Annotated in this window: 17 protein-coding genes and 2 pseudogenes; 14 read left to right on the plus strand and 5 right to left on the minus strand. The window is 62.8% G+C overall.

All coding sequences use genetic code 11. From position 1 onward, the window contains the following. Positions 1 to 112 precede the first annotated feature (112 nt). The 6 genes from CKW22_RS08745 to CKW22_RS08770 all read left to right on the plus strand — a co-directional run bounded on the left by CKW22_RS08745 (position 113) and on the right by CKW22_RS08770 (position 4,697). Positions 113 to 1,720, plus strand: a complete 1,608-nt coding sequence (locus CKW22_RS08745; RefSeq protein ID WP_033701281.1) for a tetratricopeptide repeat-containing response regulator — start codon at positions 113 to 115, stop codon at positions 1,718 to 1,720. Continuing rightward, positions 1,717 to 2,409, plus strand: coding sequence for a sensor histidine kinase KdpD (locus CKW22_RS08750; RefSeq protein ID WP_033701279.1), 693 nt, complete (start codon positions 1,717 to 1,719; stop codon positions 2,407 to 2,409). The genes CKW22_RS08745 and CKW22_RS08750 overlap by 4 nt, the downstream gene beginning before the upstream one ends. 183 nt (positions 2,410 to 2,592) lie before the next feature. Further along, complete coding sequence (locus tag CKW22_RS08755; protein ID WP_081874754.1) at positions 2,593 to 2,871, plus strand: AbrB/MazE/SpoVT family DNA-binding domain-containing protein; 279 nt, start codon at positions 2,593 to 2,595, stop codon at positions 2,869 to 2,871. After that, complete coding sequence (locus CKW22_RS08760) at positions 2,868 to 3,215, plus strand: type II toxin-antitoxin system ChpB family toxin (RefSeq protein WP_033701277.1); 348 nt, start codon at positions 2,868 to 2,870, stop codon at positions 3,213 to 3,215. Before CKW22_RS08755 ends, CKW22_RS08760 begins: the two co-directional genes overlap by 4 nt. An 8-nt stretch (positions 3,216 to 3,223) precedes the next feature. Next, a complete protein-coding gene (locus CKW22_RS08765) occupies positions 3,224 to 3,868 on the plus strand; it encodes an MBL fold metallo-hydrolase (RefSeq protein ID WP_033701276.1) in 645 nt (214 codons plus the stop codon). Between the two features lie 109 nt (positions 3,869 to 3,977). Beyond that, a complete protein-coding gene (locus tag CKW22_RS08770) occupies positions 3,978 to 4,697 on the plus strand; it encodes an OmpA family protein (RefSeq protein ID WP_033701275.1) in 720 nt (239 codons plus the stop codon). 42 nt (positions 4,698 to 4,739) lie between these two features. Here the strand turns inward: CKW22_RS08770 and pta are convergent, their stop codons facing one another. Together pta and CKW22_RS08780 are read right to left on the minus strand one after the other, a co-directional pair. Continuing rightward, on the minus strand, positions 4,740 to 6,827 hold the full coding sequence (gene pta, locus CKW22_RS08775) for a phosphate acetyltransferase (protein WP_033701274.1): 2,088 nt from the start codon (positions 6,825 to 6,827) through the stop codon (positions 4,740 to 4,742). A gap of 32 nt (positions 6,828 to 6,859) precedes the next feature. Then, positions 6,860 to 7,162 (minus strand): DUF3565 domain-containing protein, encoded by a 303-nt coding sequence (locus CKW22_RS08780; protein WP_095064021.1) that lies wholly within the window; start codon positions 7,160 to 7,162, stop codon positions 6,860 to 6,862. Here CKW22_RS08780 and CKW22_RS08785 point away from each other — a divergent pair. Together CKW22_RS08785 and CKW22_RS08790 are read left to right on the plus strand one after the other, a co-directional pair. Beyond that, a complete protein-coding gene (locus tag CKW22_RS08785) occupies positions 7,161 to 7,646 on the plus strand; it encodes a peptidylprolyl isomerase (RefSeq protein ID WP_016501463.1) in 486 nt (161 codons plus the stop codon). The two genes, CKW22_RS08780 and CKW22_RS08785, sit on opposite strands and share 2 nt — an antisense overlap. Before the next feature lie 145 nt (positions 7,647 to 7,791). After that, entirely contained in the window at positions 7,792 to 8,274 is a 483-nt protein-coding gene (locus CKW22_RS08790) for a glutathione peroxidase (RefSeq protein ID WP_033701272.1), read from the plus strand. 9 nt (positions 8,275 to 8,283) lie between these two features. Here the strand turns inward: CKW22_RS08790 and CKW22_RS08795 are convergent, their stop codons facing one another. Then, positions 8,284 to 9,501 (minus strand): glycosyltransferase family 1 protein, encoded by a 1,218-nt coding sequence (locus CKW22_RS08795; RefSeq protein WP_047582736.1) that lies wholly within the window; start codon positions 9,499 to 9,501, stop codon positions 8,284 to 8,286. A gap of 307 nt (positions 9,502 to 9,808) precedes the next feature. Between CKW22_RS08795 and CKW22_RS28110 the strand changes: the two are divergent. Further along, positions 9,809 to 10,408, plus strand: a pseudogene (locus tag CKW22_RS28110) (PAS domain-containing protein); the annotation flags it as partial. Between the two features lie 168 nt (positions 10,409 to 10,576). After that, positions 10,577 to 10,996, plus strand: a pseudogene (locus CKW22_RS28115) (methyl-accepting chemotaxis protein); the annotation flags it as partial. A gap of 138 nt (positions 10,997 to 11,134) precedes the next feature. Here the strand turns inward: CKW22_RS28115 and cysZ are convergent. Then, complete coding sequence (cysZ, locus tag CKW22_RS08805) at positions 11,135 to 11,863, minus strand: sulfate transporter CysZ (RefSeq protein ID WP_033701268.1); 729 nt, start codon at positions 11,861 to 11,863, stop codon at positions 11,135 to 11,137. A 329-nt stretch (positions 11,864 to 12,192) separates the two neighbouring features. Here cysZ and trxB point away from each other — a divergent pair, with 329 nt between their 5' ends. Further along, a complete protein-coding gene (gene trxB / locus CKW22_RS08810; RefSeq protein ID WP_033701267.1) occupies positions 12,193 to 13,155 on the plus strand; it encodes a thioredoxin-disulfide reductase in 963 nt (320 codons plus the stop codon). A 62-nt stretch (positions 13,156 to 13,217) separates the two neighbouring features. Here trxB and nadC read toward each other — a convergent pair whose 3' ends face one another. Next, the gene (gene nadC / locus CKW22_RS08815; protein WP_033701266.1) at positions 13,218 to 14,066 is read right to left on the minus strand and encodes a carboxylating nicotinate-nucleotide diphosphorylase; all 849 of its coding nucleotides are present in this window, start codon (positions 14,064 to 14,066) and stop codon (positions 13,218 to 13,220) included. 242 nt (positions 14,067 to 14,308) lie between these two features. On the opposite strand from nadC, the gene CKW22_RS08820 reads away from it, so the two are divergent. From CKW22_RS08820 to ampE, 3 genes are all read left to right on the plus strand, one after another. Then, positions 14,309 to 16,474, plus strand: a complete 2,166-nt coding sequence (locus CKW22_RS08820) for a DUF1631 domain-containing protein (protein WP_033701264.1) — start codon at positions 14,309 to 14,311, stop codon at positions 16,472 to 16,474. Between the two features lie 86 nt (positions 16,475 to 16,560). After that, positions 16,561 to 17,127 (plus strand): 1,6-anhydro-N-acetylmuramyl-L-alanine amidase AmpD, encoded by a 567-nt coding sequence (ampD, locus tag CKW22_RS08825; protein ID WP_033701263.1) that lies wholly within the window; start codon positions 16,561 to 16,563, stop codon positions 17,125 to 17,127. Then, entirely contained in the window at positions 17,124 to 17,954 is an 831-nt protein-coding gene (ampE, locus tag CKW22_RS08830; RefSeq protein WP_033701262.1) for a regulatory signaling modulator protein AmpE, read from the plus strand. The genes ampD and ampE overlap by 4 nt, the downstream gene beginning before the upstream one ends. Positions 17,955 to 17,965: the final 11 nt, after the last annotated feature.

The following is a 17,965-nucleotide window of genomic DNA, read 5'->3' on the forward strand; positions in this document are numbered from 1 at the left end:
TTAGCGCGCTGCATGCTCAACCCTCATCTTTCCCGACCGGCTGCCGATACAGCATTCGGTGGTATGCATCGCCTTGCGCGATTTTTCAATCATCCCAATACAGGTCGTGTTGATGCTGCAGTACGGGCAAAAGAGCTTTCTGATCGTCGACGACTTCACCGACTTTCGTACGTCGACACGTTCCATGTTGCGCGAGCTGGGTGTGCGCGACGTGGACACTGCCGACAGCGGCGAGCAGGCCCTGCGCATGTGCGCGCAGAAACGTTATGACTTCATCCTGCAGGACTTCCACCTGGGCGACGGCAAGAAGAACGGCCAGCAGGTGCTCGAAGACCTGATCCTCGACAAGCACATCAGCCATGAGTGCGTGTTCATCATGGTGACGGCCGAGAGCAGCCAGGCCATCGTCCTCAGTGCCATCGAGCATGAGCCCGATGCCTACCTGACCAAGCCGTTCAACCGGGTAGGCCTGGCCCAGCGCGTCGAGAAGCTGTTCCAGCGCAAGACCTTGCTCAAGCCGATCCTCCAGGCCCTGGACCGCGGTCGCCCGGCCGAAGTCCTGGCGGCCTGCGCCGAGCTGTGCAAGAAGGACCCGCGCTTCGCCCCTCTGTGCCTGCGCTACCGGGCCGATGCCCTGCGCAACCTCAATCGCTTCGACGAGCTGGAAAAGTTCCTCAAGGCCATTCTCGCCAGCCGCCCGCAGCCGTGGGTGTACTCGGCGCTGGGCAGCCTGATGCACAAGCGTGGCCAGAATGCCCAGGCTCAGGGCGTGTACGAGCAGGCACTGAAGGCCTTCCCGATCATGCCGGGCCTGTACGACGGCATGGCCGAAGTGCTGGTGGCGCAGGGCGAGAACAAGCGCGCGCAGAACATGCTGGAAGAAGCAGTGCGCCTGTCGCCGCTGTCGGTACGCCGGCAGGCCACGCTGGGCAAGCTGGCGCTGGGCAACGAGGACTTTGAAACCTCCTCGAAAGCGTTCCGCCATGCAGTGAACCAGGGGCAGAGTTCGCGCTACAAGGATGCCGAGAACAACCTTGGCCTGGTGCAGGCCTTGATGAGCAAGAACGCAGGCTTTGGCCTGGACGCCCGGACCCGCGTCGAGATCAACACCGTGCTCAGTGAAGTGGCCAAGGAAAACCCCGAGGATCAAGGCTTGCAGGTGCGCGCCCGGATGATGAAAGCCGCGAGCCTGCAGCAGGCCGGTGACGCCGAGACGGCCGCCAAGCTCACCGAGCAGGCCATGCAGCGTCTGGACAAGATGGAACAGTTCTTCTCGGTCGATGCTGCGCTGACAGTGGCTGCCCAACTGCAGGCGTCAGGGCAGGAAGCGGCCGCGATTGGGGTGCTCAAAAGCTGTGTGGAAAGCTATGGCGATGACCCCAAGGTCATGCAGAAGGTAGCCAAGCTGACGGATGATCCGGCCGTACTCAATGCGATCACCGAAGCCGTAACCCTCAACCGCCAGGGAGTGCGTAGTTACCAGGGAGGTCAGCTCGACGAAGCGCTGCAGTTGTTCCGCAAGGCCTTGGCCTTGCAACCGAAGAACATCAGCATCGCCCTCAACACCGCCCAGGCGCTGCTGCGCATCGGGGGGGATGACCCACAGCCTGCGATCATGCAGGAATGCCGCAACGCCTTGACCAGCGTTGCCGGCATCCCGGCCAGCGACAACCGCTATGACCGCTATGGCAAACTGCACATCCGAGTGTTCGGCGCATGAATCAAGACAATCAGGGGCTGGATTTTTCCACGGTGATCGCCTCCACCGTGCACGACCTCAAAAACTCCCTGTCAGCGCTGATCCAGTCCCATGACCAGTGGCTGGCGCGCTTGCCCGAAGAGTTGCGCACTGGCACCGAGCAAGGGGTGATGGAGCACGAGTTCCGCCACCTCAACGGTATGCTGGTGCAGCTGTTGGGGCTGTACAAACTGGGTGTCAACCAGCTGCCGGTCTGCCCCGACTACCACGAGCTGGACGACTTCATCGAAGCCCAGTTGGCTGCCCATCAGGAAGTACTCAAGCACAACGACATCCTCGCCACCTGGCGTATCGACACCGACAACCCGTTGGGCTTCTTCGACCGCGAACTGGTGGCGTCGGTGATCGCCAACGTCATCACCAACGCCACCCGTTTTGCCGGGCATGCCTTGTTGATCAGCATCGAGGAAGAGGCCAACCAACTGGTGATCTGCGTCAACGATGACGGCCCGGGTTATCCACAGCGCATGCTCGAACGCCAGGAAGAGTTCATTCAGGGGATCGATTCACACAGTGGCAGTACTGGCCTGGGCCTGTACTTCGCTGCGCGGATCGCGGCGCTGCATGAGAGCGATGGGGTGAAGGGGCGCATCGAGATTTCCAATGGCGGGGCGCTTGGGGGCGGGTTGTTCAGGTTGTTTTTGCCTTGATCGTTCACGTGGCCATTTCGCGTGATCAGGTGTTGCCTTTTATTGCGGCCCCAGCGTCGATTCCCAAGACGATGTAAGGGATTTCCTTCTTGTGGTAGCTGGGCTTTTTTTCCAGCCAGGCGAGTGACAATGTAGATACGACGTTTCTACATTTCACTTGCAATCGCATGGAGGATTTCTAGTATGTATCTACCTTGGGAGATACTTATGCAGATCAAGATTCAGCAGTGGGGCAATAGCGCGGCCATTCGCCTCCCTGCAGCGGTGCTCAAGCAGCTGCACCTTGGTGTCGGCTCAACCCTTAGCTTGGATACGGCGGGTGAAACGCTGGTGCTCAAGCCTGTCAGGTCCAAACCTAAATACACCCTTGAAGAATTGATGGCTCAGTGTGATCTGACGGCACCGGAGCCAGAGGACATGGCCGCCTGGAGCGCGATGCGCCCAGTGGGGCGTGAAGTGTGAAGCGGGTTAAATTCGCCCGAGGCGATATTGTTCGTATCAACCTTGATCCCACTGTCGGACGAGAGCAGCAAGGCGCAGGGCGACCCGCATTGGTGCTTACACCCTCGGCCTTCAATGCTGCGGGGCTCGCAGTGATCGTGCCGATCTCCCAGGGTGGGGATTTCGCAAGGCATGCAGGGTTCGCAGTGACGCTTAGCGGCGCGGGTACGCAGACGCAAGGGGTCATGCTCTGTAACCAGATACGCACAGTGGATCTGGAGGCCAGAAAGGCCCAGCGTGTCGAGGCTGTGCCCGAGGTGGTCATCCTTGATGCACTGGCTCGCGTACAAACCCTCTTTGAATAATGGTCCCTATGGAAAATCTATCCTCAGCCCTCATCCGCGAAACCTTCCCCGTAGGCCCCCTGCAGTGCAATTGCACCCTGATCGGCGACCCGCTGAGCAAAAAGGCCATCGTCGTCGACCCAGGCGGTGACCCGGAGAAGATCCTCGCCCGCCTGCAAGCCCATGGCCTGACCTTGGTAAGCATCATCCACACCCACGCCCATTTCGATCACTTCCTCGCCTCGGGCAAGTTGAAGGAACTGACTGGCGCGACATTGCACCTGCACAAAGACGACCAGTCGCTGTGGGACAACCTGGAGATGCAGTGCCAGGTGTTCGGCGTGCCTTACACCCCGGTGCCTGCCCCAGACCGCTGGCTGAGCGATGACGAGGAACTGGCCTGTGGTTGTGGCGTGGCCTTGCATACCCCGGGGCACACGCCCGGCTCGATGAGCTTCTGGTTCGCCGATGCCAAGCTGTTGATTGCCGGCGATACCCTGTTCCGTCGCGGTATTGGCCGCACCGATTTGTGGGGCGGTGATCAGCGGGCTATCGTTCGTTCGATCAAGGAGCGGTTGTACCGGCTGGATGAAACGGCCATCGTGGTCACAGGCCACGGGCCAGATACCCGCCTGGGTGACGAGATGCGCGAGAACCCGTTCGTTCGGGCATGAACCCGCGTGAAAACGTGTTCATGGAATTTTTCTGCCGCTTGGCAATCCAAGGCTGGCATAGATCCATTCGCGGTCTGCCGCATTTATGAATTTCAGTAGGAGCTTGTCCATGTTCACCATGCGTCGTCTGATTATCGTCGCAACCGCTGCAGCCCTGATGACTGGCTGCGCAAGCCAGAACCCGTACGACAACCAGGGTCAGGCGCAGGGCTCCACGGGGATGAGCAAGACCGCCAAGTACGGCGGCTTGGGCGCGTTGGCCGGCGCTGTCGCCGGTGCCGCCATCGACCACAACAACCGGGGTAAAGGTGCGCTGATCGGCGCCGCCGCAGTGGGTGCCGCAGCAGCCGGTTACGGCTACTACGCCGACAAGCAGGAAGCCGCACTGCGTGCACAAATGGCCAATACCGGCGTCGAGGTGCAGCGCCAGGGCGACCAGATCAAGCTGATCATGCCAGGCAACATCACCTTCGCCACCGACTCGGCCAACATCGCGCCAAGCTTCTACTCGCCGCTGAACAACTTGGCCGGCTCGTTCAAGCAGTTCAACCAGAACACCATCGAAGTGGTCGGCTTCACCGACAGCACCGGCAGCCGTCAGCACAACATGGACCTGTCCCAGCGCCGCGCGCAGGCGGTCAGCACCTACCTGACTTCGCAGGGTGTGGATGCTTCGCGTATTTCGGTACGTGGCATGGGCCCGGACCAGCCGATCGCCAGCAACGGCGACGCCAACGGCCGGGCACAGAACCGTCGCGTGGAGGTCAACCTGAAGCCGATCCCAGGTCAGCAGTATGACCAGCAAGGGCAGGTTCAGCAGTATCCGTAAGTCATAAGGGTCGCCTTGGGGCTGCCAAGCAGCCCCAAGGCTTCAGCGCACGACGCTGGCCTGAATCGCCGTCAGGGCGATGGTATGCACGATATCGTCCACCTGAGCCCCGCGCGGCAAATCGTTCACCGGCTTGCGCAACCCCTGCAGCATCGGCCCCAGGCTGACCCCATCGGCACTGCGCTGCACCGCTTTGTGCGTGGTGTTGCCGGTATTGAGGTCGGGGAAGACGAACACCGTGGCTCGCCCGGCAACCGGGCTGTTTGGTGCCAGTTCCCGGGCGATGGCCGGGTTGGCCGCAGCGTCATACTGCAACGGCCCATCGATCAGCAGATCATGCTCCGCGCTTTGTGCCAGGCGTGTCGCTTCGCGGACCTTCTCGACTTCTTCATCGCTCGCCGAATCACTTGAATAACTGATCATCGCCACCCGCGGCGCGATGCCGAAGGCCTGTGCCGATTCGGCGCTCTGCCGGGCAATTTCTGCAAGTTCTGCGGCACTGGGGTGCGGGTTCATCACGCAGTCGCCGTACACCAGCACCTGCTCGGGGAACAGCATGAAGAACACCGAAGACACCAGGCTGGCACCTGGCGCCGTCTTGATCAGCTGCAGGGCCGGGCGGATGGTGTTGGCGGTGGAGTGCACCAGGCCCGAGACCAGGCCGTCGACCTCATCCAGGGCCAGCATCATGGTGGCGATCACCACCGGGTCTTCCAGCTGCTGCTCGGCCATGGGCGCATTAAGGTTCTTGCTTTTGCGCAGCTCGACCATCGGTTCGACATAGCGCCCGCGAATCAGCTCCGGGTCGAGTATTTCCAGGTCTGGCGGCAGGGTAATGCCCTGGGCGCGGGCAACGGCTTCGACGGCCTCGGGCTTGGCCAGCAGTACGCAACGCGCGATGCCACGGGCCTGGCAGATCGCCGCCGCCTGCACCAACAGCGGCTCGGCGCCCTCGGGCAGGACGATGCGCTTGTTGGCCTGTTGTGCGCGTTGAATCAACTGATAGCGGAACACCGCAGGCGACAGACGCAGCTCACGTGGCGTGCCACAGCGCTGATGCAGCCAGGCAGCGTCGAGGTGGCTGGCGACGAAATCGGTGATGAACTCGGCACGCTCGCGGTCATCCACGGGGATCTCGCGGTTCAGTGAATTGAGCTGGTTGGCCGTGTCGTACGAACCGGTACTCACCGAAAGAATCGGCAGGCCGGCTTGCAGGGCGCCGCGGCACAAGCCAAGGATGCGCGCATCGGGCTTGCTGTCGCTGGTCAGCAGCAGGCCGGCCAGGGGCACGCCATTGATCGCCGCCAGGCTCACGGCCAGAATGATGTCGTCACGGTCACCCGGGGTCACCACCAGGGTGCCAGGGGTGAGCAATGGCACGGTGTTGGCCACGGTGCGTGCGCAGATGATGATCTTGCTCATGCGCCGCTGCTCGTAGTCCCCGGCGTTGAGCACCTGGGCGCCAAGGAGGTCGGCCACATCGCGGGTGCGCGGGGCGTTCAGCTCGGGCTGGTAAGGGATGCAGCCCAGCAGGCGGAAGTCGTTGCCGCGCAGCAATGGCGAGTGCTCGCGCAGGCGCGTGGCGAAGTCCGCCATGCTTTCTTCGGTGCGCACCTTGTTGAGAACCACCCCGAGCACTTTCGGGTCGCGTGGGCCGCCGAACAGCTGGGCCTGCAGCTCGACCCGGCCGGACAGCTCGCTGAGGACCTCGTTTTCCGGCGCCGACACCAGAATCACCTCGGCATCCAGGCTCTTGGCCAAGTGCAGGTTGACCCGCGCCGCGTAGCTGGCGTGGCGGGTCGGCACCATGCCCTCGACCACTACCACGTCATTGCCCACGCAGGCTTGCTGGTACAGGCGGATGATTTCTTCGAGCAGTTCGTCAAGTTGGCCATCGCCGAGCATGCGCTCGACGTGCGCCAGGCTCAAAGGCTTGGGCGGCTTGATGCCGTGGGTCCGTGCGATCAGTTCGGTGGAGCGCTCGGGGCCGGTATCGCCGGGGTGAGGCTGGGCGATCGGCTTGAAAAAACCGACCTTCAGGCCTGCGCGTTCAAGGGTGCGAACCAGGCCCAGGCTGATTGAAGTCAGGCCGACACCAAAGTCGGTCGGCGCAATGAAAAATGTTTGCATGCGTGCTTCTCGAAATAAAGCGGTGCAAGGAATCAACGGCCAAGGGTAGCGCTATCGGCCGCCTGTGCACACCAGCCACAGGCGAAAGCCTGGCCGATGCGCTGCTGGCGCTGAGCGGCATCGAGCACCCACGGGCGCGCCTGCCAAGGGGGTTGGTGGCGAAGGTGCTGGGTGTGGCCGCACGACAACTCGACCACCCAGTGGCCTTCTTCGTCCTGATGGAAGCCAGTGATCCGACTGATGGGCTGTTCCTCGGCCGAGGCGCGTTCGCAATCGGGCGATGGCTTGGTTACACTTGTCCGCTCTACATACTTTTGCAAAAGGTCTTGCCCCATGCTGATCGCCGCCAACAAGGCTGTCTCCATCGACTATACCCTGACCAACGACGCCGGGGAGACCATCGACAGCTCCGCCGGTGGCGCGCCGCTGGTTTACCTGCACGGTGCCGGCAACATCATCCCGGGCCTGGAAAAAGCCCTGGAAGGCAAACAGGCCGGTGACGAGCTGAATGTTTCCATCGAGCCGGAAGACGCGTACGGTGAATACCTGGCCGAGCTGGTCAGCACCCTGAACCGCAGCCTGTTCGAAGGCGTCGACGAGCTGGAAGTCGGCATGCAGTTCCACGCCTCGGCGCCGGATGGCCAGATGCAGATCGTCACCATTCGCGACCTCGACGGCGACGACGTTACCGTTGACGGCAACCACCCGCTGGCCGGCCAGCGCCTGACCTTCCAGGTCAAGGTTGTCGACGTGCGTGATGCCAGCGAAGAAGAAATCGCTCACCGTCACATCCACGGTGAAGGTGGCCATCACCACTGATTTTCTGCGCTAAGCTCAGAGAGTCGCCAGGCGCTCGGGCAAGCCATTTGCCTTCCCAATGGGAGGTGGACGGCTTGGACGAGCGCTTTTTTGTTGGGCGGGTTTCGCCCACGCGGCCATCGGGAACCTGAGAGGGGATTACATCATGAGTGCATTTCACGACCTGAAGTTGGAGGCACTGAACGGCGGGGAACTGCCCCTCGCACCGTTCAAGGGCCAAGTGGTGCTGGTGGTCAACGTTGCCTCCAAGTGTGGCCTGACGCCGCAATACGCTTCGCTGGAAAAGCTGCAACAGCAGTTCAAGGGCAAGGGTTTCAGCGTGCTGGGGCTGCCCTGCAACCAGTTTGCCGGCCAGGAGCCTGGCAGCGAGAAGGATATCCAGGAATTCTGCAGCCTCAACTACGGTGTCAGCTTCCCCTTGGGCGCCAAGCTGGAGGTCAATGGGCCACAACGCCACTCGCTGTATCGCCTGCTGGCAGGGGAGGGGGCTGAATTCCCCGGTGACATCAGCTGGAACTTCGAAAAGTTTCTGGTAGGCAAGGACGGGCGTGTGCTGGCGCGCTTCTCGCCGCGCACTGCGCCGGATGACCCTGCCGTGGTTCAGGCCATCGAGAAGGCACTGGGCTAAGGTTTTTCCTCAGCCGCGCGGGGCTGTCGAACCTGGCTTGATCGCCAGCGCAGTGCCCGGTGCCTGTTGCGTCGCGCCTGCGCGTTGTTTGCAGGCACCATACAGATAGGCCTCGAACTGCTCGACAATCGCCGGCCAGCCTTGGCGGCTGGCGTGTTGACGGGCGTTCAGGCGTACTCGGCGCAGGGTTTCTTCCTCTTCCAGCAACCAGCAGGCGGCATCGATAAAGGCCGCCTGGTCCCCGGGCATGGCCAGCGCGCCGCTGTGCCCATGACGAAGATGTTGCGCGGCCGCCGCCTCATCGTAGGCCACCACCGCCAGCCCCGAAGCCATGCCTTCGAGTACCACGTTGCCAAAGGTTTCGGTCAGGCTTGGGAACAGGAACAGGTCACCGCTGGCATAGTGCTCGGCCAGTGCCTCACCGCGCTGGGCGCCACAGAACACGGCATCAGCCACCTGTTGTTCAAGGGCGGCGCGCTGTGGGCCGTCGCCGACCACGATCAGGCGCAGGCGCTTCTGTGGATAAGTCTGCTTCAGCGCGTCCAGGCACGGGCGCAGCAGCCCCAGGTTCTTTTCTGCCGCCAAGCGCCCGACATGCAGCACGGCGATATCGTCCGGGCCAAGCCCCCAGCTTTCACGTAGCACCTGGCTGCGCCGGGCCGGGTTGAACAGGCAGGCATCGACCCCGCGGGCCAGCAGTTCCAGGCGCTCGAAACCACGGCGTTCAAGCTCCAGGCGCTGGCTGATGCTGGGCACCAGCGTGATGGCCGTACGGCGATGGAACCAGCGCAGGTAGTGGGTGAGCAGGCGTGCCAGCAAACCCAAGCCATATTGGCCGGAGTACTGCGGGAAGTTGGTATGGAAACCGCTGACCACCGGCACCCCCAGGCGCCGCGCCGCGCGCAGCGCACTCAGCCCCAATGGCCCTTCGGTAGCGATGTACAGCACATCCGGGCGTTGTCTGCGCCAGCGCCGCAGCAGCTTGTGCATGGACACTTCGCCCCATTGCAGGCCGGGGTAGCCGGGCAAGCCCCAGCCGCGGCACAGCATCAGTTGCGGGTCGTTGTGCACCGGCGCTTCGCCGGCTTGGCGTGGGCGCACGATCTCGATGTCATGCCCGCGTTGGCGCAACCCTTCGCTGAGGCGGCCAAGGGTATTGGCGACACCGTTGATCTCCGGTGGGAAGGTTTCGCTGACGAGGGTGATACGCAGGGCGGGTGTATTCATGACAAAAAGTGTCCGCCTGCAGCATTGCGCGCATGTGACGGCCTTGTGACGTGCAGGTGACGCCTGATCGCCGGTTGTTTCAACGGTGTGAATATTTGCCTGCAGGGTGCTCAAGAACCTGCCACCACCAGCCGATGAAGATGCATTCGATTACGTGCTGCGCTCCAGGAGAGCGGGAATGTTCAACAACAAGCTCAAGCAAGAAATCCAGCAACTGCGTGAAGACCTGCTGTCGGTCGAACAGGTCAAGAGCAGCCTCGACAGCGAGATGCTGGTGCTCCAGCTCGACCCCCAAGGACGGATCGAGATGGTCAACGGCAACTTCGAGAGCGAGATGCTCTACCGTGCCGACCAACTGCTTGGACGCAAACTCGAAGACATTGTCCCGGCCCATGTGAAGACGCTGGATTTCTATCAGCGCATGAAAAGTGCCATTAGCCGTGGCGAGCACCTCAACGGGGCGTTCCGCCTGCTGCGTGGCAATGGCCAGGAAGCCTGGCTGCGCTCCATCCTGCAGCCGGTCAAGAACAGCGAAGGGCGCCTCAAGTATTTCACCCTGCACTCGAGCGACCTTACCCGCACCATCGAAACCTCACGCGAGCACGAAAGCCTGATCAAGGCATTGATGCGCTCGACCGCCGTGATCGAATTTGGCCTCGATGGCACCATTCTGACTGCCAACGAACGTTTTCTGACCGCGGTCGGCTACCGTCTCGAGCAGATCTGCGGCAAGCATCACCGCATCTTCTGTGAGCCTGCAGAAGCCAATTCGGCAGGGTATCAGGCGTTCTGGGACAAGCTGCGCCGGGGCGAATACATCGCTGAGCGCTTCAAGCGCGTCGACGCCCATGGCCGGGTAGTGTGGCTGGAGGCGTCCTACAACCCGATCTTTGATGCCCATGACGTGCTGTACAAGGTGGTCAAGTTCGCCACCGTGATCACCGACCAGGTCAACCAGGAGCAGGCAGTTGCCGAGGCGGCGGACATCGCCTTCAACACCTCGTTGGGCACGGACACCAGCGCGCGCAAGGCCACCGAGGTGGTCACGCAAACCGTAAGCGTCATGCGTGGGCTGGAGGCGTCGATGCAGGAAGCGGCCGAGGGTATCCAGGCGCTGGACACTCAGTCGCGGGTGATCGGCTCGATCATCAAGACCATCAGCGACATTGCCGGGCAGACCAACCTGCTGGCGCTCAACGCCGCCATCGAGGCAGCCCGTGCGGGGGAGCAGGGGCGGGGGTTTGCTGTGGTCGCCGACGAAGTACGCCAGCTGGCCTCGCGTACCAGCACTGCCACCGAAGAGATTGCCCGGGTCGTGCAGCAGAACGAGCAATTGGCCCAGGCTGCGGTGGCGATCATCGACACCAGCAAGCGCCAGGCCGAGCAGGGGCTGGCGCTTGCCGATGAGACCGGCAACGTGATCGTCGAGATTCAGGACGGAGCGAAGCGGGTGGTGGACGTGGTGGGGCAGTTTTCCAGCCGCCTGGCTCAGTGATTGTTGTTGGTGTAGGAGCGGCCTTGCGTCGCGAAAGGGTCGCGTAGCGGCCCCATCGATATTAGCCGCTGAAATCCGGGGGCCGCTACGCGACCCTTTCGCGACGCAAGGCCGCTCCTACACCAGCGCGTGCCAGGCTCAGTTACGCTCGCGTACCCAGAACAGGGTGGCACCGGCCACCGCTGCCGGCATCATCAGCACGTTCACCACCGGCACCATCAGCGCCAGGTAGGTGATACCGCCAAAGCCCAGCGACTGCCAGCGCTTCTGGCGCAGCCAGGCGAGCATGTCCTGCCAGCTCATCTTGTTGTTGTCCGCCGGGTAGTCGATGTACTGGATAGCCATCATCCATACCCCAAAAATCAGCCACAGCGGCGCCGCGATCACGTTGACCACCGGGATCAGCGACAGGATGAATAGGCCGATCGCCCGGGGCAGGAAGTAGCCCAGCTTGCGCATCTCGCGGCCAAAGGTGCGCGGCACCATGGCCACCAGCTCAGCCCAGCTGAACGCGGGGAAATTGTCTTCGCCGCGCACCACCACTTCGACCTTTTCGGCCAGAAAACCATTGAACGGCGCGGCAATGACGTTGGCCACCAGGGTGAAGGTGAAGAACACCATCAGCACCACCAGGGCGACGAACAGTGGCCAGAGAATGTACGTGAGGAAGTTCAACCAGCTTGGCAGGGTCGGCATCAGCGCATCGACCCACACACTGAACTGGTGGCCGGCAAAGTAGATCAGGCCGCCGAACAGCAGCAGGTTGACCGCCAGGGGCAGCAGCACGAACAACCGCAGGTTCGGGCTCAGCACCAGTTTCAGGCCTTCGCGCAGATACTGGGGGCCAGAGAGGACAGGGGCTTGCATCGAGACACTCCGAACATAAGGAAAACGCGCTGACCTTACCGAGTTTGTTGCGCCGACGAAAGGCGGGCGATGTCGGCGAAACCGGCTGTAACAAAAGCACCAGGGCGTTTTTCGTGAATGAAATTGCTGAATAGACGATGCCTATGAGGTGGATTGTCGAAGGATATTTCCTTAATCTTTGCGACCTCGCTACAGTGCGCTCAACTTTTAGGTTCTGGACCGACGCGTAGTAGCCTTCCCCAAGGTTGCGTGGGTCCTTTTTAAATTCCAGCTGGCACCGCCGGCACACCGATGCTGGCCCCGTGCGGCCGGCTCGACAGGAGTTCGACATGTCTGAAGTACGTCATTCGCGCGTCATCATCCTCGGTTCCGGCCCTGCCGGTTACAGCGCCGCAGTTTATGCCGCCCGTGCCAACCTCAAGCCGCTGCTGATCACCGGCATGCAGGCCGGTGGCCAGCTGACGACCACCACCGAAGTCGACAACTGGCCGGGCGACCCCCATGGCCTGACCGGCCCAGCCCTGATGCAGCGCATGCAAGAGCACGCCGAGCGCTTCGAGACCGAGATCGTCTTCGACCACATCAACGCTGTCGACCTGGCCAACAAACCATTCACCCTGCAAGGTGACAGTGGCACCTATACCTGCGACGCGCTGATCGTTGCCACTGGCGCCAGCGCCCGCTACCTGGGCCTGCCGTCGGAAGAAACCTTCATGGGCAAGGGTGTTTCGGCCTGCGCTACCTGTGACGGCTTCTTCTACCGCAACAAGCCGGTAGCCGTTGTCGGTGGCGGCAACACCGCGGTTGAAGAGGCGCTGTACCTGGCCAACATCGCCAGCAAGGTGACCTTGGTTCACCGTCGCGAAACCTTCCGTGCCGAGAAGATTCTGGTCGACAAGCTCAACGCCCGCGTGGCCGAAGGCAAGATCGAGCTCAAGCTCAACGCCACCCTGGACGAAGTACTGGGTGACAACATGGGCGTGACCGGTGCGCGCCTGAAGAACAACGATGGCAGCAGCGACGAAATCAAGGTCGACGGCGTGTTCATCGCCATCGGCCACACGCCGAACACGTCGCTGTTCGAAGGCCAGCTGACCCTCAAGGACGGCTACCTGGTGGTCAATGGCGGCCGTGAAGGCAACGCCACTGCCACCAACGTCGAAGGTGTGTTCGCAGCGGGCGACGTGGCCGACCACGTCTACCGTCAGGCCATCACCTCGGCCGGTGCAGGCTGCATGGCGGCACTGGACGTCGAGCGTTACCTGGACGGCTTGGCCAACGCCTCGTTCTGATCCAACGCTCGAAAAAACCGGCCATCTGGCCGGTTTTTTCATGCCTGCAATTTTCTGCGCCTTCAGAGGCTCAAGCGCATCGACAAGTCCACCGCCTTTACATCCTTGGTCATGGCACCAATGGAGATGTAATCGACGCCGGTTTCGGCAATCAACCGCAAGGTGCTCTCGTTGACGCCGCCGCTGGCCTCAAGTTTGGCCTTGCCTGCGGTGATGCGCACCGCTTCGCGCATTTCATCCAGGGTCAGCTCGTCGAGCATGATGATATCCGCCCCCGCACTCAGGGCCTGGCGCAGTTCGTCCAGGCTTTCGACCTCGATTTCCACGGGCTTGCCAGGGGCGATGCGGTGCGCTGCTGCCACCGCTTCAGGCACGCCACCGCTGGCGGCGATGTGGTTTTCCTTGATCAGGAAGGCATCGTAAAGGCCGATGCGGTGGTTGTCGCAACCGCCACAGGTGACTGCGTACTTTTGCGCCAGGCGCAGGCCGGGCAGGGTCTTGCGGGTGTCGAGCAGGCGCACCTGGGTGCCGTCGACCAGGTCGGCCAGAAAGCGCGCGCGCGTGGCGACGCCAGACAGCATCTGCAAAAAGTTGAGCGCACTGCGCTCACCGCTGAGCAGCGAGCGTGCCGGGCCTTCCAGGTGGAACAGCGGCTGGTTGGCCAGCGCGCGGTCGCCGTCGGCGACTTGCCAGTGCACGGCTACCCGCGGGTCGAGCTGGCGGAACACGGCGTCGACCCAGGCGGTGCCGGCGATCACGCAGTCCTCGCGGGTAATGATGGTCGCCTTGGCCAGGCGCTCGGCAGGGATCAGCTGCGCGGTGATATCGCCACTGCCGATGTCCTCCAGCAGCGCGCGGCGCACGTTGGCTTCGATTTCGGCGGTCAGGTCGGCGAGGCGTAGGTTCGGCATGGTCGGCTCCACAAGCTAGATGCCGGCGATTATAGGGCAGGGGGCCGGTGTGTACAGCGCCCTGGCGGGTGACCTTTGGTCGGTCGGTGTGAGCATCTGCGGCAAAGCAGGGTCATTTCCCCGTACGCGAAACGGCGCTGGCAGCTATCAGATTTTTTGCCGATAATGGTGCCCAGTATTTGGCGTCATAGCTTTGACGAATTATTGCCCGCTCGGGCAAGCGAGCCTGCAAGGAGTTCGGGATGCATAAAGAAGGCAAGGTGGTGCCGCTGGCGGCAGCCATCGACAGAGGGGCGCGCACGCCTCTGCCTTGCCTTCCGGTATTGCTCCTGCAAGTGCGCGACAAGGCTGCACTGCAATTGCGCCAAGGCCTGCAAGCCTTGTTCGACAACGCCGACGACACCCTGTTCGAGATGGCCGACAAGGCCTTCGAGCGCTGCGACCAGAACCTGTATTTTGAAGCGATGCGCGACTTGCGCCTGAAGCGCAAAAGCATCGAGCGGGGCTTTCTCGATACCTTCTACGACACCTTCGCCAGCATCGGCAAGGTTGACCCCTTGGGGTGCCTGGGTGAAACGCAAAGCGCAGCCAGCAAGGCGCAACTGGAGCGCGCATCGGCGCTTGAAGGGATGGTCGCGCGGGTGCTCTCGCGTGACGGCATTGCCCTCCAGCAACTGGGCCTGCGCTTGCAGGCCTTGCTCGATCGCCCTGTAGCGGAGCAGCAGAACCCGGTCGGGCCTGCTGCCCTGTGCGGTTATTTTCTCGAAGCGGGCCGCAACCTGGGGGTCGGTCTGCGGGTGAAGCTGGTGTTGCTCAAGCTCTTCGAGCGCTACGTGCTGCGTGATGTGGATGTGCTTTACGCGGAGGCCAACCAGTTGCTGGCCGCCGCCGGCGTGCTGCCCGAGTTGCAACCTGCGCCGCGTCGGCGTGCCGAGGACCGGCGCATGAGTGCCGGGCGCCGGCCGGCAAACCTGGAGGCACAGGGGCAGGTGGGCGCGGACAGTGCGGGGCAAGCGTTTTTTGCTTCGCTGCAGGCACTGCTGGCCCCGTCGCGTGGGCAGATCGCACCGCGTTTGCAGGCTGTGGCCGCTGCCCAGCCGATCAGCACCGGCGACCTGCTGCGCCTGCTCTCGCACCTGCAACACTATGTACCCGCCACCCAAGCGGCAGATGACTTCGAACTCGGCCAGCAGCTTGAGCAACTGCTGTTGCGCGTCAGTGTGCGCAGTGGCACCCGCCGGCGCATCGCCACCGCCGATGAAGACATGATCAACCTGGTCGGCCTGCTGTTCGGCTATATCCACAATGACCACAACCTGCCGCCCAGCCTGCGGGCGCTGATTGCGCGTTTGCATATCCCGCTGCTCAAGGTCGCGCTGCTCGACAAGGGATTGTTCAGCCGTGCCAGCCACCCGGCCCGCCGCCTGCTCAACGAGATCGCTGCTGCTGCGATCGGCTGGGAGCAAGGCGGTGAGGGCCTGCGCGACAGTTTGCATCTGCGGGTGGAGCGAATCATTCAGCGCCTGCTCAACGATTACACCGAGGACGCGTGCCTGTTCGCCGAACTGCTCGACGAATTCCTCGCCTTCAGCCACGACGAGCGCCGCCGTAACGAGCTGCTCGAGCAGCGCACCCGAGACGCCGAAGAGGGCCGGGCGCGCACCTTGCAGGCCCGCCTGCGGGTGCAGCAGGTGCTCAACCAGCGTCTGCGCGGGCGGGTGTTGCCGCAGGTGGTGGTACAGATGCTGGTGCAGGCCTGGAGCCAGGTGCTGCTGCTGGCGTGGCTCAAGCAGGGCGAAGGCTCGCAGGTGTGGCGTGATGCCCTGGCCACCATGGACACCCTGCTCGTCAGCATTGCCCCGCACCAGGCCTGCGAGCAACTGCTGCAACAGGTGCCAGGCCTGCTCAAGGCCTTGCGTGAAGGCCTGGCTGGCGTGGCGCTGGACTCGTCCGCCACCCGCGACTTCTTCCAGCAACTGGAGCAATTGCACCTGCGTGCCTGCTCGGCTTGCGTACCGCCATTGGCCGATGACCACCCGGCGTTGCAAGAGGTACGGGTAGCCGAGGACATCGTCCTGGCCCTCGCCGAAGAGCCGGCCTGTGCGCCCTTGCACATTGCCGATGGGTTCGCCGCGCAACTGCGCCAGGTTCAGCGCCTGCGTATCGGCACCTGGGTCGAGGTGTTCGATGAAGACGACACACTGCGCTGCAAGCTGGTGGCACGTATCGACAGCAATGATCGGCTGATCTTTGCCAATCGCACGGGCATGAAGGTGCGAGAATGGAGCACTGGCAGCCTGGCCCAGGCGTTGCAGCGGGGGGATGCGCGTGTGCTCGATGACGGCTTGCTGTTCGAACGGGCGCTGGCGTCGGTGCTTGAAGGGCTGCGGCAACAGCAGGTGCATTGACCCCCTTACAATGATTCACATGCAAACGGCCTCGCCCGCAGGGCATACTGCTGTTCTGTACCCGGCGTTTTTCAGGATCTGCCACCATGCAATTGGACCGTGCCACCGGCTGGTTCCACGGAATCACCCACTGCCCTTCGCCGAACTTCAACGCGCGCCCCGAGGGCGAGTCGATTTCCCTGCTGGTGATCCACAACATCAGCCTGCCGCCCGCGTGTTTCGGCACCGGCAAGGTTCAGGAGTTCTTCCAGAACCGCCTGGACGCCAATGAGCACCCCTATTTCCAGAGCATCTGCCAGCTGACGGTGTCGGCGCACCTGTTCGTCGAGCGCGATGGTGCCGTGACCCAGTTCGTGTCATTGCTCGACCGCGCCTGGCATGCTGGCGTCTCCAGCTTCGACGGGCGTGAAGGCTGCAATGACTTTTCCATCGGCATCGAGCTCGAAGGCACTGACGACCTGCCTTACACCGATGCCCAGTACGCCACGCTGGCGCAGCTTACCCGGCAGATCCGCAACGCCTGGCCGGTCATCGGCCTGGCGCGCATCCAGGGCCACAGCGACATTGCGCCGGTGCGCAAGACCGACCCAGGCCCGGCATTTGACTGGGGCCGCTATCGCCAAACCGTGAAGGATAACGAGGATTACCCATGAGTTTTCTGGTTCTGCTGCTGGCGCTGTGGGTCGAGAAGTTCTCGGCACTGCGCCATCAAGTACAGCGCGATGGTTTTTTCCTGGGCGAGATGGTGCGCCTGGAGCGCAGCGGCAAGGTGCAGCCGTGGTGGACGCTGGCCATTCTGGTGCTGGCGCCGGTAGCGGTGCTGGTACTGCTGCTGCATGTGCTGGAGCCGGTGGCCTATGGCCTGCTGGCATTGCCGGTACACCTGCTGGTGCTGGTCTACAGCCTGGGCCGCGGCGATGCGAAGGCGGCGCTGGGGCCGTTTCGAGATGCCTGGCGGCGCGGTGATGATCAGGCCGCCCTGCACGTTGCCGAGCGCGATCTGGGCCTGGTGGCCGATGAACCGCAAAGCCTGCTGGTGCGCGTGCAGGGCTATTTGCTGTGGCAGGCTTACCAGAGCTTCTTTGCCGTGATCTTCTGGTATTTCGTGCTCGGCCCCGGTGCTGCATTGGCCTATCGCCTGCTGGCGCTGTGCGGCGAGCACAGCAATCAGCCCGCGCTCAAGGCGCGTGCCGAGCAATTGCGGCACATCATGGACTGGCTGCCGGTGCGGGTGCTGGCCTTGAGCTTCGCGCTGGTCGGCAATTTCGTCGCGGTCACCCGTGTCATGCTCCACGAACTGCTCAACTGGCACATCAGCGCCGGGCACCTGGTGGCCCGGGTCGGCCGGATTGCCGACGATATTCCCGAGGAAGAAGACAGCCAGCGTGGGTTGAGCCGGTTGGACAGCCTGTGGGAGTTGCTGCTGCGCTGCGCGGTGCTGTGGTATGCCGGGTTCGCCTTGTGGACGGTGCTGGTCTGAGCCTACCCAGG

It is taken from the genome of Pseudomonas sp. Irchel s3f19 (genome assembly GCF_900187555.1).
Lineage (GTDB): Bacteria > Pseudomonadota > Gammaproteobacteria > Pseudomonadales > Pseudomonadaceae > Aquipseudomonas > Aquipseudomonas capeferrum.